Origin of the sequence: Stenotrophomonas sp. TWI587 (assembly GCF_039674145.1) — a bacterium.
GTDB classification, from domain to species: Bacteria; Pseudomonadota; Gammaproteobacteria; order Xanthomonadales; family Xanthomonadaceae; genus Stenotrophomonas; species Stenotrophomonas maltophilia_AY.
In genome coordinates this window covers 62,670-88,444 of sequence record NZ_JBDJMW010000002.1, presented here as the reverse complement: position 1 = coordinate 88,444, position 25,775 = coordinate 62,670, and the positions used below count along the sequence as shown (strand labels likewise).

Sequence of the window (25,775 nt, the reverse complement as noted above, 5' to 3'; positions counted from 1 at the left end):
CCCGTGTGATCAGAGCATCATCATGCAGCCCGTGCAAGACGCGAATGCGTCAACAGCACCTCACGCCCGGGCGAAATCGAACGCCAGCACATCGGCGATCCGGCCGGTGCGGTTCATCGCCATCAACAGGCGGTCAACGCCGACGGCGACGCCTGCGCAACCGGGCAGTGCCGGAAGCGCCGCCAGCAGGTGTTCATCCAGCGGCGGCAGCACGTCGCCCCGTGCGGTGCGGATCGCATGATCGCGCTCGAAACGCGCACGTTGTTCAGCCGCATCGTTCAGCTCGTGATAGCCGTTGGCGAGCTCCACACTGCCCAGGTACAGCTCGAAGCGCTCGGCCAGTGGCGGCGTGCCCGGACGGATCCGCGCCAATGCCGCCTGGGTGGCCGGCCAATCGTGCACCACCGTCATCGTGTCGTCACGGAAGTGCGGCTGGATGCAGTGGGTCATCAGTAGATCCAGCCAGTCGTCGCGGGTGAGCCCCTCGGCATGGATGCGGACGTCGGCCAGCGGCGCCTGCAGCTGGTCCAGGCTGACCTCGAACGGGTCGAGCCCAACGTGCCGCTGGTAGAGACCGCGGTAATCGATGACTTCCACGGTGGCCTCGCGCTGGACCAGCTGCAGCGCGACGCGCACCAGCTCGGCGGTCTCGTCGATCAAACGGTGGTGATCCCAGCCGACCCGATACCACTCCAGCATGGTGAACTCGGGGTTGTGGCGGCCACCGGCTTCGCCATTGCGGAACACGCGGCCGAGTTCGTAACAGTCGCCCACCCCGGCGGCGAGCAACCGCTTGAGCGGAAACTCCGGGGAGGTACGCAGCCAGCGTTGCGGCGTGCCTGCATCCACGTGCCCGCTGAAACGGGTGTAGAAACTGTCGATGTTCGGCTCGGTGTTGCCGGCCGCGGAGAGGATCGGCGTTTCCACCTCCAGCACATCGCGCGCGGCGAAGAAGCTGCGGATCAGCGCGTTGAGCGCGGCACGCTGGCGCAGCGCGGCGATCATGCGCGCGCGTCCTTCAACCGCTGGGCCAACGGCAGGGTGAGCAGGTCGCGGGTGTCATCCACATAGCCGGTGGCCAGGTACAGCCGGCGCGCCAGTTCGTTGTGATGGTTCACTTCCAGCCGCATGCGCTCCACGCCACGCGCATTGGCACGCTGCTCGAGAATGGCCAGCGCCTGCTTGCCGCGACCGCGGCCGCGTGCGGCATGGCTCAGGTAGAGCTCGTCCAGCAGCGCAAAGTGGCCGCCCTGCTCCAGGCTGAACCCCATCGCCAGCGCGCCGTAACCCACCACAGCACCCGCCTCGTCCAGCCACAACAGCACTTCGCCGTTGCGCGGATCTTCCAGCAGCGACGCGAGGGCCCTGCGCACGCGGGTGTCGTCGAAATCGAGTTTGTCTTCCGCGTAGAAATCACGCATCAGCCCGATCAGCAGCTCGGTGTCGGCCACGGTGGCCAGGCGGAAATCGAGGAGGGCGGTATGCATGCGGTTTCTCTTGTTCAATGCTTCGCGAGGAAGGCCACGAGCTGGTCTTCGTCCCAGACCGGCACGCCCAGCTCCTGCGCCTTGGTCAGCTTGGAACCGGCCTCGGCACCGGCGACCACGAAGGACGTCTTCCTGGACACACTGCCGGCCACCTTGGCCCCCAGCGCTTCCAGCCGCGCCTTGGCCTCGTCACGGTTCATCTGCGTCAGCGTGCCGGTCAGCACAGCGGTCTGCCCCTCCAGCGGACCGGCAACCTGTTCGGCCTGTTCCGGCGCCAAGGCCAGCAGTTTCTGACGGTAGTCCTCGGCCTTGAGCAGCATCGGGCCATGGCCTTCGCGGTCCAGCCAGTCGGCAAGGCCCATGGCCACTTCGTTGGGCAGACCGGCGGCCACGAAGCGCACCGGCTCGGCATCCAGCACCGAGGCAGCGTCGGGCAGCATCGCCACCAGCTTCTCGGCGCGCAGGCGGGTGATGCCGGGGATTTCCGCTTCGACCAGCACCTGCGCGAAATCCAGGCCCTCGCGCAGCTTGGCGATCGGCGGATGCACATCACTGATGCGCACCTGGCCGACCTGCAGCAGTGCATCGATCGCCTCCTGGTTGCCGGCCTGCTCGAAGAAGTGGCCGAGCGAGCGTGCGACTTCGCCGCCGATGTCCGGCACGCGCTTGAACAGCGGCCACGGCAGGTGCCGGATCAGCTCCAGATCGCCGAACCAGGTTGCCAGGGCCTTGGCGGTGCTCTCGCCTACGTGTTCGATGCCCAGCGCGAACAGCAGGCGTTCCAGCGTCGTGGTGCGGCTGGCGTCGATCGCGGCGATCAGGTTGTCGGCCCACTTGGTCGCGATCTTCTTCGTGTTCCAGACGAACGTCGCCGGCATCGCCAATGCCCGTGCGCGCCACGCCTCGTCAGTACCATCCAGTTTGAGAATGCCACGCAGGTATTCGCCACTGCCTTCCGGCGGAAGGTGCAGGCCGATCTGGCTGGCCAAGGCCTCGGGCGACTCGGCATCCAGCACCAGCTTGAGCTGCAGCAGTTGGTCGCGCTGCAGGCGATACAGATCGGCCACGCCACGCACGATGCCCGCATCGACCAGCGTCTCGATGTATTTGCCACCCAAGCCGTCGATATCCATCGCACGGCGCGACGCGAAGTGCGCGATGGCTTCCTTGCGCTGCGCCGGGCAGCTCAGCTCACCCGAGCAGCGCCACGCGGCCTCGCCCTCTTCGCGGACGATCTCCGAGCCGCACACCGGGCACTGCGAGGGCATCTGCCACGGCGTGGTACCGGCGGGGCGGCGGTCGGCGATCACGCTGACCACTTCCGGAATCACATCGCCGGCGCGGCGCACGATCACGGTATCGCCCACGCGGACATCCAGACGCGCGATCTGATCGGCGTTGTGCAGCGTCGCGTTGGAGACGATCACACCCGCCACCGCGACCGGCGCCAGACGCGCTACCGGGGTCGCCGCACCGGTACGGCCGATCTGGATCTCGATCGCCTCCACCGTGGTGGTCTGTTCCTGCGCCGGGAACTTGTGCGCGATCGCCCAGCGCGGGGCGCGCGCAACGAAGCCCATCTGCTCCTGGCCGGCGCGGTCATCGAGCTTGTAGACCACGCCGTCGATATCGAACGCCAGGCCATCGCGGCGCTCGCCGATATCACGGTAGTAAGCGAGCAGCCCGTCCGCACCTTCCACCACCTGGCACAGGTCGCTGACCGGGAAGCCCCATGTACGCAGCTGGGCGAGCGTGGCCGAGTGGGTGGACGGCAGTTCACCGCCGTCGACCTGGCCGATGCCATAGGCGTAGAAACTGAGCTTCCGCTTGGCGCTCATCTTCGGATCCAGCTGGCGCAGCGAGCCGGCCGCGGCGTTGCGCGGATTGGCCAGCACCTTGCCGTCATGCAGGCGGGCATCGGCGTTGTAGGCCTCGAAATCGGCGCGGGCCATATAGACCTCGCCACGCACTTCCAGCACTGCGGGCCAGCCTTCGCCTTTGAGCGTCTGCGGGATCACACTGATCTGGCGCAGATTGGCACTGACATCCTCACCGGTGGCGCCATCACCCCGGGTTGCGCCCTGCACGAAGCGGCCATTCTCGTAGCGCAGGCTGATCGCCAAGCCATCGAGTTTGGGTTCGGCGGAAAAATGCAGCGTACTGCGGCGCAGGCGCTCGCCGATGCGACGCACGAAATCCTGGACCTCCTCATCGCTGAAGGCGTTGCCCAGCGACAGCATCGGCACCGCGTGGCGGACCTCGGCGAAGCGCGAGGAGGCCTTGCCGCCCACCTGCCGGGTGGGCGAGTCGGCCGCGGCCAGCGCCGGGTGCGCCTGTTCGATCGCCTCCAGCTCCCGCACCAGCAGGTCGTACTCGACGTCGGGAATCAGCTGCTCGTCACGCTCGTGGTATGCCTTGCCGGCATCCTCGATCTGGCGGCGCAGGACATCGGCACGTGCGGCGGGGCTGGGGGTCATGCGGAAGGCGATCCAGGTGGGGCAGTCAATTTTACCCCTCCCCCCGCTCCTGCGCGCAGTGAAGAACGCTTGCCGCCGATTCGCAGTAGCGTTAGGTTGCGCCGAAACCCCTCTCTGCCGGTGCACCGTGACCCCTGCCCTTGCCGCTTCCCGTCGCTCGTTCCTGCAACTGGCCGGTACCGGCCTGGCGTTGTCCGGCCTGGGCGTGCTGCCTGCATCGGCTGCGCCGTCGCGCGTGCTCCCGGCCAGCACCGGGCCGGTGCTGCTGAACTTCAACGAATGCCCGTATGGGCCGTCGCCCGCCGCGCAGACCGCGGCACGCGACATCGTCGCCGGCAGCGGGCGTTATCTGTTCGCTCTGGCCGGCGAGCTGCGCGACCTGTTTGCCCAGCAGGAAGGCATCGGCAAGGATCACGTGCGGTTCTACCCCGGTTCGAGCGAACCGCTGAACCGGGCGGCCGTCGTATGGACCTCGGCGACAGCCGGGCTGGTCGTCGCTGACCCCACCTTCGAAGCGCTGGGCGATCTTGCTGCTGCGCGCGGGGCCACCGTAGCCAAGGTGCCCTTGCGTGCGGACGGTGCGCACGACGTGCGCGCAATGGCCGCTGCCGCCGTGCGGGTCAACGCCGGGCTGCTGTATCTCTGCAACCCCAACAATCCCACCGGCTCGATCACGTCCGCCACCGACATCGCCTGGCTGCTGGCCAACAAGCCCGCGCAGACCCGGGTGCTGGTCGATGAAGCCTACCTGCAGTACAGCGGGCAGCGCTCGGTGATCGCCCAGGTGATGCAACGCGACGATGTGATCGTGCTGCGCACCTTCTCCAAGCTCTATGGCATGGCCGGACTGCGCCTGGGTGTGGCGGCCGCGCATCCGGATCGGCTGAAGGAACTGGCCAGCCTCGGCGACAACCCCCTACCGGTCACGGCGATGGCGGCAGGCCTGGCGAGCCTGCGTGATCCCGGGCTGATCGCGCAGCGCAGGGCGGAAAATGCGCTGGTTCGGCAGGACACCGTTGCGTGGCTGGGCAAGCGCGGCTTTGCGTGCGTGCCATCGGAAGCGAACTGCTTCGTGGTCGATGTGCAGCGTGACGGCACCGCCTTCTCCGCCGCCATGGCCGCGCGCGGCGTGATGATCGGCCGCAGCTGGCCGATCTGGCCGCAACGGGTGCGCGTTACCGTCGGGACCGCGGCTGAGATGGCGCGGTTCCGTGAGGCGTTCGAGGCGGTGGTCAGCGGGAACGGGTAGAGCCGACCCTCGCTGGGTTCACCAGCGCGGCGCTTTCGTCAGCGGCGGAGCCTGGTGCTGGCGGTCGTAGGCACGCAGCTCGTCGCGGATGTGCGCGATGCGCTGGCGGCCCAGGGCATTGCGGCTGTCATCGAGCACCACGCCATCGAGCAGCTCGCCCATGCGCTGCACGGTCGGCAGCATCTTTTCCCAGGCATCCAGTGCGGTCAGCGGTGCCGGCAGGGTCAGGAAGAAGGCGATCGCCGGCGTTTCCATCTCGCGGATGTTGGCCATGTCGAAACTACCCGGCTTCATGATGCTGGCCATCGAGAAGATCGGGCCGCGCTCGGGGTGGCCTTCGACCAGACGATGGAAGACATTCATGTGGCCGAACACCAGGCCGGTCTTTTCCGCAGCGACGACGATGTCTTCGCCACGCAGCTGCTCACCGGCACGGGCGGCCACGAACAGCGAGACGATCTTGTCGAAATCCTGGGTGGTGCGCTTGCCAAGGTCACTGGCCGGGCCAGCATCCACCTCGGGCAGGCCGAGTTCGGGCTGGGTCACGCCATCTTCGCCGACGACGGGCGCAGCGCCCTCGCCCGGGGCTTCGCCTTCACCCAGCACGGGCTCACGGCGCTGGCCGTTGGTGCCTTCAGCACCTTCGACGCGGCGGCCCTGCACTTTCTTTTTCGGACGGCCAAACAGGAAGATCGCAGCGATCAACAGCAGGCCGGCGGCCAGGATGCCGATGCGGAGCAGTGCCATGTCGGACATTCGGGAGGTTCTCCGGCTAAATCATTCAGGTACTTAAGGATGGCACGTCACGCCGCGCCCGCCAATCGTGCGGCTTCCTCCAGGTCGACACTGACCAGTCGGCTGACGCCCGGTTCGCGCATGGTCACGCCGGAAAGCTGGTGTGCTGCCTCCATCGTGGCCTTGTTGTGGCTCACAAACAGGAACTGAACCTTCTCGCTCATTTCCTTGACCATGTTGGCCAGGCGGCCGACGTTGGCTTCGTCCAGCGGCGCGTCCACCTCGTCCAGCAGGCAGAACGGCGCCGGGTTGAGCTGGAAGATCGCAAACACCAGCGCCACCGCAGTCATCGCCTTCTCGCCACCGGACAGCAGCGAGATGCTCGACACCCGCTTGCCCGGCGGCCGCGCCATGATCGCAACACCGGTGTCGAGCAGGTCTTCACCTGTCAATTCCAGATACGCGTGGCCACCACCGAACAGACGCGGATACAGCTGCTGCACGCCGGCATTGACGCGATCGAAGGTGTCCTTGAAGCGGCCGCGGGTCTCGCGGTCGATCTTGCGGATCGCATCTTCGAGCGTTTCCAGCGCGGTGGTGAGGTCGGTGTTCTGCGCGTCCAGATACTCCGAGCGCTGCGAGGCCTCGCCATATTCCTGGATGGCGGCCAGGTTCACCGGCTCCAGGCGACGCATGCGGCCGTCGATCTGATGGACCGTCTGTTCCCAATCGGTGATGCGCGCATCCTCGGGCAGGCCGTTGATCACGTCCTGCAGCACGAAACCGGCCTTTTCCACCGAGGCCGACAGCTGGTCGGCGCTGAGCACCAGCGCCTGCTGATCGAGCTTGCGCTGGGAAATCCGCTCGCGCTGCGCAAGCGCCTGTTCGTCGCGCTGGTGGCGGGTCTGCTCGAAAGTGCGCAACTCGGCATCGATGCCATCCAGCAACGTGCGCGCCTCACCCAACACGCGGTCGGCGCGCACCCGCTCACCGAGCGCGTTCTGATGCTCGGCTTCCAGCGCCTTGACCGGCGAATCACCTTCATCCAGCTGCGAGTGCAGCTCACCCAGACGTGTGTCCAACTGTCCTCGCTGAGTGCTCATGCGCTCCAGCGCCTGGCTCAGCGAGGCGATCTGCGCGCGTTGCGATTCCAGGGTCAGCGCGAGCGAGTGCGCCGCTTCACGTACATTGCGGGCCTGATCGCGGGCCTGATCACGGGCATCGGTTAACTGGCGGCGCTCGCCTTCCAGCGCGGCGCGGACCGATTCCAGATCCCCCATGCTGGTCACCGCATCATCCAGGCGTGAGCGTGCTTCACGCACCTGCTCGCGACCGGCATCCAGCGTTTCCAGCAGCTGCACCAGTTCGCCTTCGATGCGATCGATGCGGGTGCGTGCGGCTTCCACCTTGCCCTGCTGGCTTTGCAGCTGACCACCGAGTTCAGACACGCTGCGATGGGCCAGGTACAACCGGCGCTGTGCGTCTTCGCGCTGCTGCTCACCCGCCAGCAACTGGTCACGGAACCCGGCCAGCTGTTGTTCCAGTGCGGCTTCGCGGTCCTGCAGCGTTTCAATCTGCTCGCGCAGGGTAACGATCTCGCGCTCCCGCAGCAGCGCGCCCTGCTTGGCTGCACCGGAGCGCGACACGCGCACCCAGCCCTCGCCCAGCCGCTCGCCACCACGGGTGATCACCGAGTCGCCGTCACCCAGCGTGGCCTGCAGTGCACGCGCCGACTCAAGATCTTCGGCTGCATGCAGGCGCGCCAGCAGGCGACGGATCGCGGTCGGGCCCTGCACCTTCGCCGCCAGCGACGTCGGCGCAACGGTCAGCGTCTCCTGTTCGGCCGACACCAGCGCAATGCGGCCTTCGCCAAGTTCGCCCAGCGCATCGACCAGTGATTCCGGGGAATCGACCAGCACACCTTCGATCAGCTGACCAAGCGCGCTTTCCACCGCATTTTCCCAGCCACTTTCCACGGTCAGGCGCTCGCCGACGCGCGCGCCGGAATCCAGCCCCCGCGCCTTCAGCCACGCCACCGCCGCGCCCTGCTCCTGGCCCAGCGCGGCCTGCTGCAGGGTTTCCAGTGAGGACAGGCGGCCACGTGCGGCCTGGGCCTGCTTGCGGATCTCGGCCAGCTCGGTCTGCCCGGTGCGCTGGCGATCCTGCAGCCCGGCCACGGCAAGTTTGCGTTCCTCCACCTGCTCGTTGAGCGTATCCAGCGAGGCCTTCTGGGTCTCGTGCTGGATATGCAGCTCCTCGAACACCTCGGCCAGTGCGTCCAGATCGAGACCGGCGCGCTCGGCCTGCAGCGACTCGCGGCGGCGGTCGGCTTCCAACACCTGGCGATCCAGATAGTCCACACGCGTGCGCTCGACTTCACCGGCGCGCGAGGCTTCAGAGGTATTGCGGGTATGCGCTTCCCAGCGCTGCTGCCAATCGGCCAGACGCGCCTCGGCATCGCGCAGGGCTTCCTGTTTGATTTCGTTCTCTTCCTGCAGCTGCTCCAGGCGCGGCTCGGCGTCATCGACCGCCTCGCGCAGCACCATCAGCTTGGCCTCATCGCCACTGATGTGTTGACCCAGATCGGCCAGCGCCTGCTGTGCTTCATCGCGCGCCTTGTTCAAGCGCTGCGACATTTCGCGCTGGTGATGGATCTGCTGTTCCAGCCGGGCCAGCGTGCTGCCGACCTGGTACACCTCGGCCTGCGCGGTGTTGAGCGCATCGGAGGCTTCTTCGCGGCGCAGGCGGCTGGTTTCGATATGGGCTTCGGCGTCACGCTGTTCGGCGATCAGCTGCTGCAGACGCGTTTCCTCCCGCGACAACGCTTCTCGCAGGCCGCCCAGGCGCCCATCCAGGCCGCGGTATTCCAGCGCCTTCCATTCGGCGTCCTTGATCTTGCGCTCTTCCTGCAGCGCCTGGTACTGCTCGGCCTGCCGCGCCTGGCGCTTGAGGTGTTCGAGCTGCTTGCCGATTTCCTCGCGCAGGTCACCCAGACGATCCAGGTTTTCGCGGGTATGGCGGATGCGGGTTTCGGTTTCCTTGCGCCGCTCCTTGTACTTGGAGATGCCGGCGGCCTCTTCCAGATACACGCGCAGATCTTCAGGCCGGGCCTCGATGATCTTGCTGATCATGCCCTGCTCGATGATCGAGTAGCTGCGCGGCCCCAGCCCGGTGCCGAGGAACAGATCGGTAATGTCGCGGCGGCGGCACTTGGTGCCGTTGAGGTAATAGTTGCTGCTGCCGTCGCGGCTGACAGTGCGCTTGACCGAGATCTCGTTGAACGAGGCGTACTCGCCGGAGATGGTGTGGTCGGTATTGTCGAAGATCAGTTCGACGGTGGCCTGCGAGACAGGCTTGCGGGCGGAGGAGCCGGAGAAGATGACGTCGGTCAGCGAGTCGCCGCGCAGGCGGCTGGCGGAGCTTTCGCCCATGACCCAGCGCACGGCGTCGATGATGTTCGATTTGCCACAGCCATTGGGGCCCACCACGCCGGTCATGTTGGTCGGCAGGTGCAGCGTGGTCGGATCGACGAAGGATTTGAATCCGGACAGCTTGATCGTGGACAGACGCATGGCGTGATGGTTTTCCGGGCGAAGGTCTGAAACGACCCCCACCATGGTGGATTACGGAGCGGATTTACCCTTCAAGCCATTGATGTTGCAGGGTTTCAATGGTCCCGGGGGCGACGCGATAGCCTGAGTATAACGGGGCGGGTGTTCAGCGGGCTGCGGGTGTGGATGTTGGGCTTAGCTGGAGCTGGAGCCAAGGCAGAAGCGGCATTTCAGGTTGGTGCGTGGCGGGACGGCGTGGGTGGGGCCACGGGACCCGCCGTGAACCCCGCTCCGCGGTCCGGCCCAGCCGCTGGCGGCTGTGCGTTCGAACGCATGCGAGGCAATGCCTCGCAAGCAATGCGCTCTCACCCATGGGGGCTCGAAATGCGCCATCCATGGCGCATTACGGTCCCGCCACCCCACCCACGCCATCCCGTAGACACGTGGCTGGTGTGCGGGCGAAGAGCCAAGGCGTGCTGGCGTTGACTTGCCTTGCCTTGGCCTGCCTTGAATTGCCTTGGCTTGGCTTGGCTTAACTTCGCTTGGCCCGACCCGACCCGACCCAACCTGACCTGCCCGCCCTCGCCGGCGCATTAAAACAGGGCAAAGCCGAGCCATGCGCAGCTGAAGCAGTACGGAGAGCAAGAGCATCCACGCATGGCGTGCCTTTACCTGGGGATCTGGACCCGGAGCATGCCGACTGGGGCACCACCCGCCACAGCCAGCGGAAGCCAGCTCTTCCCACCGCCCGGACCGGACCCTTGGCTGGAGGGTGTCGGGTAGCCTGGGCCGGGACCGTAATGCGCCATGGATGGCGCATTTCGAGCCCCCATGGACGGGTTTACGGCGGGTCCCGGCCCAGGCTACCCGGCGCCCTCCTACCGATGTCATCAACGCGCCAAGCCGTTGCCGTTCACAGTCGCAGCCGCCAAAAACAAAAACGGGCGCCCTCGCGGGCACCCGTTTCAGTGACTCCTGCCTTTCGGCAGGGATCAGGCCTTTTCGGCTTCCACAACCACCTTGACGGTGGTTTCCACGTCGGCGTGCAGGTGAACAGTCACCTCGTACTCGCCCACGTTGCGGAAAGCGCCTTCGCCCAGGATCACTTCGCTCTTTTCCAGCGGCAGGCCGGCAGCGGTGAAGGCTTCAGCGATATCGCGCGGGCCAACCGAACCGTACAGCTTGCCTTCGGTCGAAGCGTTCGCAGCGATCGTGACGCTCTTGCCTTCCAGCTTCGCCTTGCGGGCTTCGGCATCAGCGTGGATCGACTGGGCCTTGGCTTCGTAATCAGCGCGCTTGGCTTCGAACTCAGCCACGTTGGTTGCGGTGGCCGGAACGGCCTTGCCGGTCGGGACGAGGAAGTTGCGGCCGTAGCCCGGCTTCACGTCGACCAGATCGCCCAGACCGCCGAGGTTGGTGACCTTCTGAAGAAGAATCAGCTTCATGGTGTAGCTCCAAATATGTATTCGTTAGCGAGGCTCAGGCCCCGCAGCGGATGGCTGTCCGAATATCCGAACGGCGAATCCTTGAAACCGCCCGACGCTTTGCAGCGCGGGCGGCCGGATCCGCGAAAGCGGCGACCAATAGGCCGCCGGCCTTCATCAGACGTCGTGGTTGTCGGTGTACGGAATCAGGGCCAGGAAACGGGCGCGCTTGACGGCCGTTGCCAGCTGGCGCTGGTACTTCGACTTGGTACCGGTCACGCGGCTCGGCACGATCTTGCCGTTCTCGGTGAGGTACTGGCGCAGGGTGTTGAGATCCTTGTAATCGATCTCCTTGACACCTTCGGCCGTGAACTTGCAGAACTTGCGACGACGGAAGAACTTGGACATGTCAGTGCTCCTTAAGCGGCCGAAGCGGCGTCTTCGCCGGCATCGTTGTCAGCGGCGGGGGTGGTTTCGCCTTCTTCGTCATCACGACGACGACGCTCGCCACGCTCGGGCTTGTCGCCCTTCTCGTCCTTGCTCTTCATGATCAGCGACTGCTCGGTGTCAGCCTCGTCACGCTTGATGACAAGGTTGCGCAGCACGGCATCGTTGAAGCGGAAGCTTTCCACCAGCTCGCTCAGCACGGCCTGGTCGCACTCGATGTTGAGCATGACGTAGTGGGCCTTGACCAGGTTCTGGATCGGGTAAGCCAGCTGACGACGGCCCCAATCTTCCAGACGGTGGATGGTGCCGTTGCCGTTCTCGACCAGCGCCTTGTAGCGCTCGATCATGGCCGGGACCTGTTCGCTCTGATCCGGGTGGACCAGGAACACGACTTCGTAATGACGACTCATGTGTTTTTACCTTTCGGATGTGGCCCTTTGAGGGCCGGACAGCCCCCCGCAGGTGAACGCGGTGGGGCAAGGGTCCTGCCCGGAATCAGGCAGGAAGCCGCGCATTGTGGCAGCAGAAGGGGTTACAGGCAAGCCGGGCAGGCGGAGCAGGCCCGGCGCGCGGGCCAATCAGGCCTTGTCGGCCTCGGTGGTGAAGCTCTCGCCGCAGCCGCATTCAGCGGTCGCGTTCGGGTTCCTGAATGTGAAGGTCTCGCTCAGGCCGTGCTTGCCGAAGTCGATTTCGGTGCCGTCGACCAGGTCCAGGCTGGTGGCATCCACATAGATGCGGACCCCATCCTGCTCGAAGACGGTGTCGCCCTCGCGCTCATCGCGGGCCAGATCGGTGATGTGGCCCCAGCCGGAACAGCCGGTGCGGGTCACGCCGAAACGCAGGCCCAGCGCGCCGGGGGTCTGCTCGACGAACTTGCGCACACGGGCAAAGGCAACAGGGGTAAGGCTTACGGCCATGACAGGCAACTCCAGCGGATCGTGATCATTATAGAGGGTATGGCGCGGCCCGGCTCCGGCGGCCATCGCTGCGGTTCACACCGCGCACAGCCCCCGGCGGACGCGAGAAATGCCTCGCAAGCCGAACACCGCACCCGTTAAACTCCGTGTTCAGAGATCGAGTCGATCAACAGAGGATTCAAGTCATGACGGTGGTCAGCGTTGAACATGCGCTTGCCGGGAAGATCCCGGAAGGCGGCGAGGCAACAGTACGCGGATGGGTCCGCACGGTGCGCGGCTCTGCGGCGCTTGCCTTCGTCAATGTCACCGATGGCTCCTGCTTCGCCCCCATCCAGGTGGTGGCCAATGACACCCTGGCCAACTTCGACGACATCAAGAGCCTGACCCCGGGCTGCTCGGTGATCGCCCGCGGCACCCTGGTCAAATCACAGGGCAAGGGCCAGTCCTTCGAGATCCAGGCCAGCGACATCGAGATCGTCGGCCTGGTCGAAGACCCGCTGACCTACCCGATCCAGCCCAAGCCGATGAGCCCGGAGTTCCTGCGGGAAGTGGCGCACCTGCGCCCGCGCACGAACCTGTTCGGTGCGGTCACCCGCATCCGCAACTGCCTGGCCCAGGCCGTGCACCGCTTCTTCCACCAGAACGGCTTCAACTGGATCAGCACCCCGATCGTGACCACGTCCGATGCCGAAGGTGCCGGCCAGATGTTCCGGGTCTCGACCCTGGACATGGCCAACCTGCCGCGCAACGAAAAGGGCGAGGTGGATTTCAGCCGCGACTTCTTCGGCAAGGAAACCTTCCTGACCGTGTCCGGCCAGCTGAACGTCGAGGCGTATTGCCTGGCGCTGAGCAAGGTCTACACCTTCGGCCCGACCTTCCGTGCCGAGAACTCCAACACCACCCGCCATCTGGCCGAATTCTGGATGATCGAGCCGGAAATCGCCTTTGCCGATCTGGCCGAAGACGCGCGCCTGGCCGAGCAGTTCCTGAAGTACCTGTTCCGCGCGGTGCTCGATGAGCGTGGCGACGACCTGGCCTTCCTGGCCGAGCGCGTGGACAAGAACGCGATCACCAAACTGGAAGGCTTCATCAACGCTCCGTTCGAGCAGATCGACTACACCGAAGCGGTGAAGCTGCTGCAGAACTCGGGCAAGAAGTTCGACTTCCCGGTCGAATGGGGCCTGGACCTGCAGACCGAGCACGAGCGCTGGCTGACCGAAGAACACATCGGCCGCCCGGTGGTGGTGACCAACTACCCCGAACACATCAAGGCGTTCTACATGCGCCTGAACGACGACGGCAAGACCGTCGCGGCGATGGACGTGCTGGCCCCGGGCATCGGCGAGATCATCGGCGGCAGCCAGCGCGAAGAGCGCCTGGACGTACTCGATGCGCGCATGGCGCAGTTCGGCCTGGATCCGGCGCACTACGGCTGGTACCGCGATTTCCGCCGCTACGGTTCGGTGCCGCACGCCGGTTTCGGCCTGGGCTTCGAGCGCCTGGTGGTCTACGTCTGCGGGCTGAGCAACATCCGCGATGCGATCCCCTACCCGCGCGCACCGGGCAGCGCCGAGTTCTGATCGACCTACGGAGGCCTGAACCATGACCCTGTTCTTCGCGCTGTGTTTCGTCGGCGTGGCGATCGCCGGGTTCAGTGCCTTCGTGATCTTCTGGCCGCTGACCCTGGTCCACATCCGCGACCGCCACCCGGCGCTGGCGGATCGTTTCGGCACGGGCGCGTTCCTGCGCCCGGATGCGCTGCGCTGGCTGCTCGGCCGCGACTATCGCCAGAGCCGCGACCGCTCGCTGACAGGCCTGGCCGCGCCGGCCTGGCTTTCCCTGCTTACGCTGCTTGCTGGACTGGGCATGGCTGCCCTGCTCTGGCTGCTTTCGATGGTAATCACATGAACGACAACACCTCCCACCACGACGAGTGGTTCCTGGCCAGCCTCGGCAACACGCTGATCTGGGCCCGCCTGCGCGTGCGCCCGGCCGGCACCGCCGAGGTGCTGGACAGCGACGGCAACACGCTGAGCTACGACAGCGAAGACACCGCACGCTCGCAGCTGTTCGACGCCGAGTTCGTCGCCTACGATGGTCTGGATGAAGAAGACGCCCTGGTGCGCGGCTTCTCGCTGCATGAAGTGCAGCCGCCACAGGCCGACAGCGACGACGCACTGCACGGTCGCATGATCCAGAGCCTGGGCGCCCGCGCGTAACCGACGATGTTCATCCCGTCCGCCTTCGTCGAGACCGACCTGATCTGGCTGGACCGGCTGCTGGCGCGCGATGCCTTCGTCACGCTGGTCACCACCGGGACCGACGGACTGCCGCAGGCCACGCGGATGCCGGTGCTGTACCGGCGCAATGCCGACGGCATCCTGATCGAAGGCCACTGGGCCAAGCCCAACCCGCAGGCCGGCCATGCCGGCCCGGCGCTGATGCTGGTGCAGGGCCCGCACGCCTACGTATCGCCAGGCTGGTATCCCGATAAGGCTGCGCAGGCGCGCGTACCGACCTGGAACTACGCCGCCGCGGAACTGCGCGGCGTGCTGGAACCGGTCACCGATGACGAGACACTGATCGCCATGCTGGACGGCCTGAGCACGCACTATGAAACACAGGTCGGTGGCGACTGGGACCTGCTGCCGATCGAGCCGCGCCAACAGCGCATGCTCGGTGGCATCGTCGGTTTCCGTTTCCGCCCGGCGCAGGTGCAGATCAAACTCAAGCTCAGCCAGAACCACCCCGAGGCCAACCAGTCCAGCGTGATCGATGCGCTGTCGGCACTGGACGCCCCGGCATCACGCGAGCTGGCGCAGTGGATGCGCTGGCGCCGTGAGGGCGGCACTGCCGCCGACTGACCCTTCCTATTTCCTGCGACGACGCGGCCACGCTGGCCGCGCCTTGCCCCCACCCGACGCCAGGGACCCCGCACGATGAAAGACATCCACAAGCTGCTGCAGAACAACCGCGAATGGGCCGACCGGATCGAGAAAGAAGACCCGGAGTTCTTCCACCAGCTGGCCAAGCAGCAGCACCCGGAATACCTGTGGATCGGCTGCTCCGACTCCCGGGTGCCGGCCAACCAGATCATCGGCATGGCACCGGGCGAGGTGTTCGTGCACCGCAACGTGGCCAACGTGGTGGTGCATACCGATCTGAACTGCCTGAGCGTGATCCAGTACGCCGTGGATCAGCTGAAGGTGAAGCACATCCTGATCGTGGGCCATTACGGCTGCGGCGGTGTGCATGCCAGCTTGAACAACACGCGCGTGGGCCTGGCCGACAACTGGCTGCGCCATGTCGGCGATGTGGCGCAGAAGCACTCGGCGATCATGGACGCGATCGAGGACCCCGCGCTGAAGCATGCGCGCCTGTGCGAGCTGAACGTGATCGAGCAGGTGGTCAACGCGTGCCGCTCCACGATCGTGCAGGATGCGTGGGCACGCGGCCAGAAGCTGATGGTGCACGGCTGGGTGTACAGCCTGAAGGACGGCCGGGTGCGCGAGATGGGCATCGATGTGGGCGCACCGGAAGAGCTGCAGGCGGCGTACGAGAAGGCGCTGTCCTACGTGCCGCGCCACGGTCGGCGCGACTGATTCTTCCTTTTACGGACATCACCCATGCTTGCTTCTCCCATCAATCTGCTCGGCTGGATCGACGAAAACCGGCATCTGTTGAAGCCGCCGGTCGGCAACAAGATGATCGAGAACGGCGATTTCATCGTGATGGTGGTCGGCGGCCCGAACAGCCGGACGGATTTTCATTACGACGAGGGCCCGGAGTGGTTCTATCAGCTTGAAGGCGAGATGACGCTGAAGGTGCAGGAGGATGGCGCGGTGCGCGACATTCTTATCCGTGCGGGCGAGATGTTTCTGCTGCCGGGCAAGGTGCCGCATTCACCGCGGCGTCCGGCGGGCGGTGTGGGCCTGGTAGTGGAGCGCAAGCGGCTGGCGCATGAGCGCGATGGGTTGATGTGGTTCTGCGAGCGGTGCAATCACAAGTTGTACGAGGAGTTTTTCGCGCTGGAGAACATCGAGACGGATCTGCCGAAGGTATTTGATCGCTATCACTCCTCGCTGGAGTTGCGCACGTGCGATGCGTGCGGGCATGTGGATCCGCTGCCTGAGAAGGTGGCTGTTTAGGGGTGATGGTTCGCTCGCTTCAAGGCGTCAGCACTTGAGGGCTTGAGAGGCTGAGAGCTTTAGAGCTTTAGAGCCGGCGGTTGAGGTGCCTGCGAGTGGGCCGGCGGGGGTGGATTTCCGGGACCCGCCGCAAGTACGTCCATGTAGGCTCGTAGTGCGGCATCCATGCCGCACACGGTCCCGGAAATCCACCCCCACCGACCCATCCACACTTCGTCGGTGCGCATGGAAAAGAGCAGAGCTGGAGCTAGCGCGGCTGCTGCTTCTGCTGCTTCTGCTGCTTCTGCTGCTTCTGCTTCTGTGACTGCGCCTGCTGATACGTCGCCGCAGCCGCGCGGGCAAAATCAAGCTGCGCTGGTCCCAGTGCCGCCAACCTCGGCACAGGCATAAATGACAATGACTGCGACTGCGACTACGACTAAGTCTGGACCAGCTCCGAAAGTTGAAGCGAAGACCGACCAAATGGGCGAGCAAGCGCCGACGCGGTGTTCGATCATGGCCGGCAACATGCATCAACGAGTGAATGCACCATCCACCGATGTCAGCTCGCCGGCCCTGAACCCCAAGGATGCAACCTAGAGCACCCACAAGGCGTGGGTAGTGCCCGCCTTTACCCTGCGCACCAGCCAATTGTCAGCGGGCCGGTGTGGGTGGGTCTGCAGGACCGTGTGCGGCATGGGCCCGACGCATGCGTCGGGCGGGTTGGGCAGGACGCCCAACCCCGGTCTTGCCGTGTACGCAGGATTGCGTACACGCGCAAGCCGCACTACGAGCCTACACGGACGTACTTGCGGCGGGTCCAGCAGACCCACCCACATCGGCCCGTCCACTGGAACGTCACTCCGTACGCTTTGGCTTTGGCTTTGGCTTTGGCTTCGGCCTTGGCTTTGGCTTTGGCGTTGGCGCTGGGTCCGCCTCCACCTTGAGCGCCAGCTACCAACCACCAGCCCACGCCAAAACAACACCGCAAGCCAGATTCAGCCCACACCCCCACCACCCGGATAAACTGTCAGCTCACTGACACCGCCGGTTGCACCATGTCCGAGATCCTCAGCCGCACCCATGCCGTTGCCCTGGACGCCGCCGATCCGCTGCGCGCCCTGCGCAGTGAATTCGTCTTTCCCCAGCACAACCACCGCGACCAGACCTACTTCGTCGGCAACTCGCTGGGCCTGCAGCCGCGCGGCGCACGTGCCGCCGTCCAGGAGGTCATGGACAAATGGGCCTCGCTGGCCGTCGAAGGCCACTTCACCGGCGACACCCAGTGGCTGCACTACCACCGCCTGGTGAGCGAACAGCTCGCCCGCGTCGTCGGCGCCCTACCCAGCGAAGTCGTGGCAATGAACACCCTCAGCGTCAACCTGCACCTGATGATGGTCAGCTTCTACCGGCCCACCGCCGAGCGGCCCGTCATCCTCATGGAGGCCGGCGCCTTCCCGACGGATCGGCATGCAGTGGAATCGCAGATCCGCTTCCATGGCTTCAACCCCGATACCGATCTGATCGAAGTGCAGCCCGATGAGCCCAACGGCACCATTTCGCTGCAGGCCATCGAACGCGCCATCACCGAGCATGGCCCACGCCTGGCGCTGGTGCTGTGGCCCGGTGTGCAGTACCGCAGTGGCCAGGTGTTCGATCTGGACGCCATCACCCGCATGGCGCGCCTGCAGGGCGCGCGCGTCGGTTTCGATCTGGCGCATTCGGTCGGCAATGTGCCGCTGCAGCTGCACGACATCGCGCCGGATTTCGCCGTGTGGTGCCATTACAAGTACCTCAACGCAGGCCCAGGCGCCGTGGCCGGCTGCTTCGTGCACGAACGTCATCACCGTGATGCCACCCTGCCGCGCTTCGCCGGCTGGTGGGGCCACGAAGAAGCGACCCGCTTCAAGATGGCGCCGCAGTTCGTGCCTGCAGTCGGTGCGGAAGGCTGGCAGCTCAGCAATCCGCCGGTGCTGGGCCTGGCCCCGCTGCGCGCCGCGCTGGATGTGGTTGACAAGGCCGGTGGCATCGACGCGCTGCGGATCAAGTCGCTACGCCTGACCGGCATGCTGGACGCACTGGTGCGTGCGCGCCTGTCCGGTGTGCTGGAGGTGCTGACGCCGTCCGAGCCGGAGCGCCGCGGCTGCCAGCTCTCGCTGCGTGTGGCCGGTGGCCGCGAGCGTGGCCGCAGCCTGTTCGAGTACCTGCAGACCGTGGGCGTGCTCGGCGACTGGCGCGAGCCCGACGTGATCCGCATCTCGCCGACACCGCTGTACAACCGCTACCTCGACCTGCACCACTTCGTCGAGGAAGTGGAAGCCTGGGCCGGTCTTTGACCCGACCGCCCTCCCCGCCCCCACGGACATCGCCTTGATTGCTACCCCCTCCCGCTCGCTGAGCATCATCGGTGCTGGCCTGGCCGGTTCATTGCTGGCCATCCTGCTGTCCCGCCAGGGCTGGCAGATCACCTTGTATGAGCGCCGCGGCGATCCGCGCGTGAGCGATTACGAGTCCGGCCGTTCGATCAATCTGGCCTTGGCCGAGCGTGGCCGACACGCGCTGCGCCAGGCCGGGGTCGAAGATGCGGTCATGGCCAAGGCGGTGATGATGCGCGGGCGCATGATTCACCCGCGCGAGGGCGAACCGCAGCTGCAGCGCTACGGGCGCGATGACAGCGAAGTGATCTGGTCGATCCATCGCAAGGATCTCAACACCACGTTGCTGCAGCTGGCCGAGGATGCCGGTGCCACCGTGCACTTCCACCGGCGCCTGCATACGGTGGACTTCGATGCGGGCTACGCACGCTTCATCGATGACCGCGACGACCAGCCGCACGATATCCGCTTCGATACCCTGATCGGTGCCGACGGTGCCGGTTCGGCGCTGCGCGCGGCGATGAACCGCAAGCAGCCGCTGGACGAGCGCATCGACTTCCTGGATCACTCCTACAAGGAGCTGGAGATCCCGCCGACCGACGAAGGTGGGTTCCGGATCGAGGCCAACGCGCTGCACATCTGGCCGCGCGGGCACTACATGTGCATTGCGCTGCCCAACGATGAAGGCACGTTCACGGTCACCCTGTTCCTGCCCAACGAGGGCGATCCGAGCTTTGCCACCACCAACAGCGGCGCCGAAGCCGAAGCCCTGTTCGCGCGCGACTTCCCCGATGCGCTGGCGCTGATCCCGAACCTGCGCCGTGACTGGGAGCAGCATCCGCCGGGCCTGCTCGGCACGCTGCACCTCAAGCACTGGCACATGAAGGGCCGCGCGGTGCTGATCGGTGATGCCGCGCACGCGATGGTCCCGTTCCACGGCCAAGGCATGAACTGCGCCTTCGAAGACTGCATCGCGCTGGCCGCGCACCTGCTGGAGCAGGATTCGCTGGGCGAGGCCTTCGCCGCCTTCGAGACCGACCGCAAGCCGAATGCCGAGGCGATCCAGCAGATGGCGCTGGAGAACTACCTGGAGATGCGCGACCGCGTCGCCGATCCGCAGTTCCTGCTGCAGCGCGAACTGGAGCAGGCGCTGCAGGCACGTTGGCCGACGCGATTCGTGCCGCACTACACGATGGTCACCTTCCTGCGCACCCCGTATGCCGTTGCGCTGGCGCGCACCGAGCTGCAGCGGCGCATGCTGGAGGAAGCCACCGCCGGGCACGACAGCCTGGCGCATATCGACTGGGCCGCACTGGAGCGACTGGTCCACGAACAACTGCCTGTCCTGGAGGGCGCGCACTGATGGCCGACAGCTTCCTGTTCTACGATCTTGAAACCTTCGGTCAAGACCCGCGCCGCACGCGCATCGCGCAGTTCGCCGGTATCCGTACCGATGCCGATCTGAACATCATCGATGAGCCGGTGAGCTTCTACGTCAAGCCGGCCGATGATCTGCTGCCCTCCCCGATCGCCACCCTGATCACCGGTATCACCCCGCAGCACGCACTCACCGCGGGCGTCACCGAAGCCGAGGCGTTCGCGCGGATCAACGACCTCATGGCGCAGCCGGGCACCTGCTCGCTGGGCTACAACACGCTGCGCTTCGACGATGAGTTCGTCCGCCACGGGCTGTTCCGCAACTTCTACGATCCCTACGAACGCGAGTGGCGCAACGGCAATTCGCGCTGGGACCTGCTGGACATGATGCGGCTGCTGCACGCACTGCGTCCGGATGGCATTGTCTGGCCGCAGCGCGAAGACGGCGCCACCTCGTTCAAGCTCGAGCATCTGGCCACCGCCAACAACGTCCGCCAGGGCGATGCGCATGAAGCGCTGTCCGATGTCTACGCGACGCTCGGCCTGGCGAAGCTGTTCAAGCAGGCGCAGCCACGGCTGTGGGACTACGCGCTGAAGCTGCGCGACAAACGCTTTGTCGGCAGCCTGCTGGATGTGGACGCGATGCAGCCGGTGCTGCACATCTCGATGCGCTACCCGGCCCAGCGCATGTGCGCCGCACCGGTGCTGCCACTGGCGCGCCATCCCTTCATCAACAACCGCATCATCGCGCTCGATCTGGAGGGCGATATCGAGCCGCTGCTGGACCTGCCGCCGGAGACCATCGCCGCGCGCCTGTATACCCGCGCCGCGGACATGGCCGAGGGCGAGCAGCGCGTGCCGCTCAAGGAAGTCCACCTCAACAAGGTGCCGGCGCTGGTGGCCTGGAACCACCTGCGTCCGGCCGACCATGCGCGTCTGGGCATCGACCCAGCCGCGATCGAAGCCAAAGCCGAGCGCCTGCGCCAGATCGGCCCCGCCCTGGCCGAGAAGGTCCGCCAGGTGTACTCGGGCGAGCGTACGCTGCCGCCGAGCGATGTGGACGCCTCGTTGTACGACGGTTTCCTCGCCGACGGCGACAAATCCCTGATGTCGCGTATCCGCACCAGCCCACCGGCCGAACTGGCCAGCTTTGCCGAACGCCTGCGTGACCCGCGCATGCCCGAGCTGCTGTTCCGCTACCGCGCCCGCAACCATCTGGACACCCTGGACACCACCGAGCGCTCACGCTGGAACGACTATCGTCGCCAGCGCCTGCTCGGCGATGCATCGCTGGGCGAACAGACCCTGCCGCAGTTCACCGCGCAGCTGGATGCACTGGCCGCAGAGCATGCCGACGATGAAGGCAAGCTCGCCCTGCTGCAGCAGCTGCGCGACTGGGGCACCCACCTGCAGAGCAGCCTATGAGCACCTATTTCAGCCCGGCTACCTTCACGTTCCTGCGTGGCCTGGCCCGCAACAACGACAAGACCTGGTTCAACGAGCACAAACCCAAGTACGAAGAGCATGTCCGCCAGCCGTTCCTGCGCCTGATCACCGATCTGCAGCCGGACCTGGCCGCGGTCAGCGAGCATTTCCGGGCCGACCCGCGCACCGTGGGCGGCTCGCTGTTCCGTATCTATCGCGATGCGCGCTTTTCCAACGACAAATCGCCGTACAAGAGCTGGCAGGGCGCGCGCCTGTTCCACGAACGCCGCAAGCAGGTGCCGGCACCGTCGTTCTACATCCATCTGCAGCCAGGTGAGAGCTTCGTCGGCGCCGGACTGTGGCATCCCGAGCCGGCTACGCAACGCAAGGTGCGGCACTTCATCGTCGACAACCCCGGCAGCTGGAAGGCCGCCGCGCATTCGCCGGTGCTGCGAAAAAAGTTCGATTTCGAGGAAAGCGAGAAGCTGGTACGCGCCCCACGCGGGTTCGAGCCGGACTTCGAGTTCATCGACGATCTCAAGCACCGCAACTGGGTCTTCTGGCGCTCGCTGGACGACGCCACGATGACCGGCCCGCGCCTGCGTCAGACCGTCGCGGCCGATCTGGTCACGCTGGCTCCCTTCGTGGATTACCTGTGCGCGGCGCTGGACCTGGAGTTCTGATCGCCATGTCCTCGCCAACGCCTCTCGCCCGGCGGCCGCTGGGCCGCAGCGGTCTGCAGGTTTCCCAGGTGTCACTGGGCTGTTCGGGCTTCTGGGGCCATCGTCGCTTCCCCGAGCCCCAGGCCGAGCGCATCCTGCGCCACGCGCTGGAGCGCGGGGTCAACCTGTTCGATACCGGTCACAACTACTCCGCCTTCCACGCCGAACCACGGCTGGGCCGGATCCTGCAGCGCGCCTTTGGCGCTCACCCGCGCGACGGGCTGGTGATCTCCAGCAAGGCCGGCACGCTCACCGGCCAGGCCGGCGTGAGCGGCGCCGAACAGCGCGATTTTTCGCCGGAGAACATCGAGCGCAGCTGTGCCGCCTCGCTGCGCAACCTGCACTGCGGGCACCTGGATATCTTCCAGCTGCACGGCATCGGCGTGCCGCAGATCACCGACGAACTGCTCTCGGCCCTGGACCGCATGCGCCGCAATGGCATGTTCCGCCTGCTGGGCATCAATACCCACACCGCCGAGACCATGCAGTTCATGGCCGATCACCCGGGCATGTTCGATGTCGCGCTGATCGATTACAACGCCCTGCAACAGGACCGCGAACCACTGATCGCCGCCATGCACGAGGCGGGCATCGGGGTGCTGGCGGGCACGGTGCTGGCGCAAGGCCACCTGCTGCCCGCACGGCCACGGCTGCCGCGGCTGGCCGATGCGTGGTACCTCGCACGCGCGTGGCTGAAACCGTCCAGCCGGCAGTTGATGCGCAGCGCACGCACGATGCAGCGTGCCGTGGCGACGGTACGCTCGCAGTCGCCTGCTCAGACCGCCTTTGCCTACGTGCTGCAGAACCCCGCCATCGCCAGCGGCGTGCTGGGCACCACCCGCCTCGGCAACCTGGATCAGATTCTGGATACCCGGGTGGACGCCCTGACAGCGGATGAACGCGCGCGCCTGGTGACCGCCTTCCAGCAGGGCCATGGCTCGCCCAGTCACTAGCCTTCACATTCCCCGACACCCACTGCGGCAAGCTCCCGGCACTGCCTTGTAGATGCGTGATGCAATGAAGAAACTGCTCTGGTTGACGGTGGCGGTGGTGCTGATACTGGCTGGCGTGCTGTTCAGCGGCCCCTATGTGACCGTGCATGGCCTCAGCCGCGCGATCGAGCAGCGCGATACCGCCAAACTCGACCGTTACGTGGATTTTCCGATGCTGCGCGCCAATCTGCGGGCGCAGCTGAGCGACTACGTGGTCCGCCGCGCCGGGCCGGACCTGCAGTCCAGTCTGTTCGGCGCGTTGCTGCTGTCGGCCGGTGACCGGCTCAGCGCGACCGCCGTGGATGCCCTGGTGACGCCCACCGGCATCGGCGCGCTGCTGGAGGGGCACACCCTGTGGAAACGCGCCAGCAACGACCTGGACAGCCCCGGCAATGATGCCTATGCCGCGCCACGGCCGGCACGGCCGTTGAAAGGTGCGAGCCACCATTTCGAGTCACTGTCACGGTTCACCGCCACCACCTACACGCCGCAGGGCGCACCGGTGGTCTTCGTCCTGCAGCGCTCCGGCCTGCGTTGGCGGCTGGTCGACATCCGGCTGCCGTTGAATCCAGACACCACGGCACCGTCGGTCCTGCCGATCCAGTAGGTACCCACCGTTGGTGGGTATACGGGTACACGCACTCCCCGCCCCGGATCAACCGTCGTTGGCAACCCCGTGCGGCACATGCCCGGCCGCCACGCTCTGGTGCTGCAGCGCGCTGTCGATGTTGTGCTGGGAATCGTCGAAGAAGATGTCGGCGCCGAAGGCTTCCAGGAACGGGCCCTTGTGGCGGCCGCCGAGAAACAGTGCTTCGTCCAGGCGCACGCCCCACTCGCGCAGCGTGCGGATCACGCGCTCGTGCGCGGGCGCTGAGCGTGCCGTCACCAGGGCGGTGCGGATCGGCGCATCTTCGCCTGACGGGAACACCGCCTGCAGCGTATGCAGGGCCGACAGGAAGTTGCGGAAGGGGCCGCCGCTGAGCGGCTCGCGGGCGTTCTCGCGCTCATGCCGGCCGAACGCTTCCACGCCCTGCTCGCGGGAAATGCGCTCGCTCTCGTCGCCAAAGATCACCGCATCACCATCGAAGGCGATGCGCAGCTGACCCAGCGGACGGCCCAGGTCGACCTGCTCGGCTGCGGCAATCGTCTCGCCCGGCGGCTTGGGCAGGATGGTCGCCGCCGCGATCCCGTGCAGCAGCGCACGGCGCACCGATTCCGGGTTGGCCGACAGGAACAGATCGGTGCCGAACGGCTTCACATAGGGCCAGGTCGGCTCGCCCGCGGTAAAGGTCGCGCGGATGATGCCCAGGTCGTAGTGCTGGATCGAATTGAAGATGCGCAGGCCGGTATCGGCCGAGTTGCGCGACAGCAGGATCACTTCCACCCGCGGCTGTTCCGGCGACTGGCCCTGGTTGAGCGCGAGCAGCTTGCGCACCACCGGGAAGGCCACGCCGGGGCGCAGCACATCATCTTCGTGCTTGCGCTGATACTCGGCGTAGGCATCGACACCTTCGGCCTCGAACAGCGCGTGGCCCTCTTCCAGATCGAACAGGGCCCGCGAGGTCACGGCAACGGTCAGCAAACGGGGGGTGTTGTCGCCCATGGCAATCAGCAATCCAATGCGGCCGCAGCGGCCGGCCAGCCATTCTCCCACAGTGCATGGCCACCACGGCCGTGCACCGTCAGAACATGAACTGCTCGCTCAGGATGCGGTCTTCCAGATTGTGTTCCGGGTCGAACAGCATGGTGACCCGGCGCTCGCGCGATTCGCGGATGGTCACCTCCACCACATCGCGGGTTTCGTGCGAATCGGCGGTGACGCTGACCGGGCGCTTGTAGGGATCGAGCACGCGGAAACGCACTTCCGTCGCCGCCTTGAGGATCGCCCCCCGCCAGCGGCGCGGGCGATACGGGGCCAATGGGGTCAGCGCGATGGTGTGCGAGCCCAGCGGCAGGATCGGGCCATGCGCGGAATAGTTGTACGCCGTGCTGCCGGCCGGGGTGGCAACCAGCACGCCGTCGCCGATCAGCTCGGCCACGCGCTCCTGGCCATTGAGGTCGATGCCGATATGCGCGGCCTGGCGGGTCTGGCGCAGCAGCGAGACGTCGTTGTAGGCCAGCGACCCGGTGGTGGTGCCCGACTCGGTCAGGGCCAGCATCTCCAGCGGCCGCAGGTTGGCCGGCTCGGCGGCCGCCAGACGTGCCGGCAGGTCGTCATCACGGAACTGGTTCATCAGGAAGCCGACCGTGCCCAGCTTCATGCCGAACACTGGCTTGTCCAGCGACCCGTAGCGATGCAGGGTCTGCAGCAGGAAGCCATCACCGCCCAGCGGGCACAGCACCTCGGCCTGCTCGGGCGTGTAGTCGCCATAGCGCGCCCGCATCTGTGCCAGGGCGAGCTGCGCCGCGTCGGTGGAGCTGGCCAGAAAGGCGATACGGGGGGTGTCGCTCATCGGTGAATCCGGGTGGG

24 protein-coding genes are annotated in these 25,775 nt (G+C 66.1%); 13 read left to right on the top strand and 11 right to left on the bottom strand.

What is annotated here, in order from left to right; all coding sequences use genetic code 11:
* Positions 1-60: 60 nt before the first annotated feature.
* From epmA to ligA, 3 genes are read right to left on the bottom strand one after another with little or no spacing between them, the layout of a single operon-like run.
* Positions 61-1,005, bottom strand: a complete 945-nt coding sequence (epmA, locus tag ABE464_RS03505; protein ID WP_346470760.1) for an EF-P lysine aminoacylase EpmA — start codon at positions 1,003-1,005, stop codon at positions 61-63.
* The gene (locus tag ABE464_RS03500) at positions 1,002-1,487 is read right to left on the bottom strand and encodes a GNAT family N-acetyltransferase (RefSeq protein WP_346470759.1); all 486 of its coding nucleotides are present in this window, start codon (positions 1,485-1,487) and stop codon (positions 1,002-1,004) included. Before ABE464_RS03500 ends, epmA begins: the two co-directional genes overlap by 4 nt.
* 14 nt (positions 1,488-1,501) lie before the next feature.
* Entirely contained in the window at positions 1,502-3,964 is a 2,463-nt protein-coding gene (gene ligA, locus ABE464_RS03495; RefSeq protein ID WP_346470758.1) for an NAD-dependent DNA ligase LigA, read from the bottom strand.
* A 127-nt stretch (positions 3,965-4,091) separates the two neighbouring features.
* Here ligA and ABE464_RS03490 point away from each other — a divergent pair, with 127 nt between their 5' ends.
* Positions 4,092-5,213 carry a pyridoxal phosphate-dependent aminotransferase gene (locus ABE464_RS03490; protein ID WP_346470757.1) on the top strand — a complete coding sequence of 374 codons (1,122 nt, stop codon included), beginning with the start codon at positions 4,092-4,094 and terminating at the stop codon, positions 5,211-5,213.
* A gap of 18 nt (positions 5,214-5,231) precedes the next feature.
* On the opposite strand, the gene zipA is transcribed toward ABE464_RS03490, so the two are convergent.
* The 6 genes from zipA to ABE464_RS03460 all read right to left on the bottom strand — a co-directional run bounded on the left by zipA (position 5,232) and on the right by ABE464_RS03460 (position 12,287).
* Positions 5,232-5,969 carry a cell division protein ZipA gene (zipA, locus tag ABE464_RS03485; RefSeq protein ID WP_346470756.1) on the bottom strand — a complete coding sequence of 246 codons (738 nt, stop codon included), beginning with the start codon at positions 5,967-5,969 and terminating at the stop codon, positions 5,232-5,234.
* Between the two features lie 47 nt (positions 5,970-6,016).
* Positions 6,017-9,520 carry a chromosome segregation protein SMC gene (gene smc, locus ABE464_RS03480; protein ID WP_346470755.1) on the bottom strand — a complete coding sequence of 1,168 codons (3,504 nt, stop codon included), beginning with the start codon at positions 9,518-9,520 and terminating at the stop codon, positions 6,017-6,019.
* A gap of 971 nt (positions 9,521-10,491) precedes the next feature.
* Positions 10,492-10,944 carry a 50S ribosomal protein L9 gene (rplI, locus tag ABE464_RS03475; protein WP_123729653.1) on the bottom strand — a complete coding sequence of 151 codons (453 nt, stop codon included), beginning with the start codon at positions 10,942-10,944 and terminating at the stop codon, positions 10,492-10,494.
* A 156-nt stretch (positions 10,945-11,100) separates the two neighbouring features.
* Positions 11,101-11,331, bottom strand: a complete 231-nt coding sequence (rpsR, locus tag ABE464_RS03470; protein WP_002804494.1) for a 30S ribosomal protein S18 — start codon at positions 11,329-11,331, stop codon at positions 11,101-11,103.
* Positions 11,332-11,342: 11 nt separating this feature from the next.
* Positions 11,343-11,780 (bottom strand): 30S ribosomal protein S6, encoded by a 438-nt coding sequence (rpsF, locus tag ABE464_RS03465; protein ID WP_346470754.1) that lies wholly within the window; start codon positions 11,778-11,780, stop codon positions 11,343-11,345.
* 168 nt (positions 11,781-11,948) lie between these two features.
* A complete protein-coding gene (locus ABE464_RS03460; RefSeq protein ID WP_346470753.1) occupies positions 11,949-12,287 on the bottom strand; it encodes an iron-sulfur cluster assembly accessory protein in 339 nt (112 codons plus the stop codon).
* A 185-nt stretch (positions 12,288-12,472) separates the two neighbouring features.
* Here ABE464_RS03460 and asnS point away from each other — a divergent pair, with 185 nt between their 5' ends.
* The 12 genes from asnS to ABE464_RS03400 all read left to right on the top strand — a co-directional run bounded on the left by asnS (position 12,473) and on the right by ABE464_RS03400 (position 23,912).
* The gene (asnS, locus tag ABE464_RS03455) at positions 12,473-13,867 is read left to right on the top strand and encodes an asparagine--tRNA ligase (protein ID WP_019184350.1); all 1,395 of its coding nucleotides are present in this window, start codon (positions 12,473-12,475) and stop codon (positions 13,865-13,867) included.
* A gap of 22 nt (positions 13,868-13,889) precedes the next feature.
* A complete protein-coding gene (locus ABE464_RS03450) occupies positions 13,890-14,195 on the top strand; it encodes a hypothetical protein (RefSeq protein WP_346470752.1) in 306 nt (101 codons plus the stop codon).
* Positions 14,192-14,506 carry a hypothetical protein gene (locus ABE464_RS03445; protein WP_088434176.1) on the top strand — a complete coding sequence of 105 codons (315 nt, stop codon included), beginning with the start codon at positions 14,192-14,194 and terminating at the stop codon, positions 14,504-14,506. The genes ABE464_RS03450 and ABE464_RS03445 overlap by 4 nt, the downstream gene beginning before the upstream one ends.
* A gap of 6 nt (positions 14,507-14,512) precedes the next feature.
* Complete coding sequence (locus ABE464_RS03440) at positions 14,513-15,151, top strand: FMN-binding negative transcriptional regulator (RefSeq protein WP_346470751.1); 639 nt, start codon at positions 14,513-14,515, stop codon at positions 15,149-15,151.
* Positions 15,152-15,226: 75 nt separating this feature from the next.
* A complete protein-coding gene (gene can / locus ABE464_RS03435; RefSeq protein ID WP_346470750.1) occupies positions 15,227-15,889 on the top strand; it encodes a carbonate dehydratase in 663 nt (220 codons plus the stop codon).
* Positions 15,890-15,913: 24 nt separating this feature from the next.
* Positions 15,914-16,435, top strand: a complete 522-nt coding sequence (locus ABE464_RS03430) for a 3-hydroxyanthranilate 3,4-dioxygenase (protein WP_346470749.1) — start codon at positions 15,914-15,916, stop codon at positions 16,433-16,435.
* Positions 16,436-17,472: 1,037 nt separating this feature from the next.
* The gene (kynU, locus tag ABE464_RS03425) at positions 17,473-18,750 is read left to right on the top strand and encodes a kynureninase (protein WP_346470748.1); all 1,278 of its coding nucleotides are present in this window, start codon (positions 17,473-17,475) and stop codon (positions 18,748-18,750) included.
* Positions 18,751-18,784: 34 nt separating this feature from the next.
* A complete protein-coding gene (locus ABE464_RS03420; RefSeq protein WP_346470747.1) occupies positions 18,785-20,152 on the top strand; it encodes an NAD(P)/FAD-dependent oxidoreductase in 1,368 nt (455 codons plus the stop codon).
* On the top strand, positions 20,152-21,591 hold the full coding sequence (gene sbcB, locus ABE464_RS03415; protein ID WP_346470746.1) for an exodeoxyribonuclease I: 1,440 nt from the start codon (positions 20,152-20,154) through the stop codon (positions 21,589-21,591). The genes ABE464_RS03420 and sbcB overlap by 1 nt, the downstream gene beginning before the upstream one ends.
* Positions 21,588-22,274 (top strand): DUF2461 domain-containing protein, encoded by a 687-nt coding sequence (locus ABE464_RS03410; RefSeq protein ID WP_346470745.1) that lies wholly within the window; start codon positions 21,588-21,590, stop codon positions 22,272-22,274. The genes sbcB and ABE464_RS03410 overlap by 4 nt, the downstream gene beginning before the upstream one ends.
* 5 nt (positions 22,275-22,279) lie before the next feature.
* Positions 22,280-23,266 carry an aldo/keto reductase gene (locus tag ABE464_RS03405; protein ID WP_346470744.1) on the top strand — a complete coding sequence of 329 codons (987 nt, stop codon included), beginning with the start codon at positions 22,280-22,282 and terminating at the stop codon, positions 23,264-23,266.
* Positions 23,267-23,330: 64 nt separating this feature from the next.
* Complete coding sequence (locus ABE464_RS03400; protein ID WP_346470743.1) at positions 23,331-23,912, top strand: DUF2939 domain-containing protein; 582 nt, start codon at positions 23,331-23,333, stop codon at positions 23,910-23,912.
* A 48-nt stretch (positions 23,913-23,960) separates the two neighbouring features.
* Here the strand turns inward: ABE464_RS03400 and ABE464_RS03395 are convergent, their stop codons facing one another.
* Complete coding sequence (locus ABE464_RS03395) at positions 23,961-24,908, bottom strand: 5'-nucleotidase (RefSeq protein WP_088434636.1); 948 nt, start codon at positions 24,906-24,908, stop codon at positions 23,961-23,963.
* Between the two features lie 79 nt (positions 24,909-24,987).
* A complete protein-coding gene (locus tag ABE464_RS03390) occupies positions 24,988-25,758 on the bottom strand; it encodes an NAD kinase (protein ID WP_346470742.1) in 771 nt (256 codons plus the stop codon).
* Positions 25,759-25,775 lie beyond the last annotated feature (17 nt).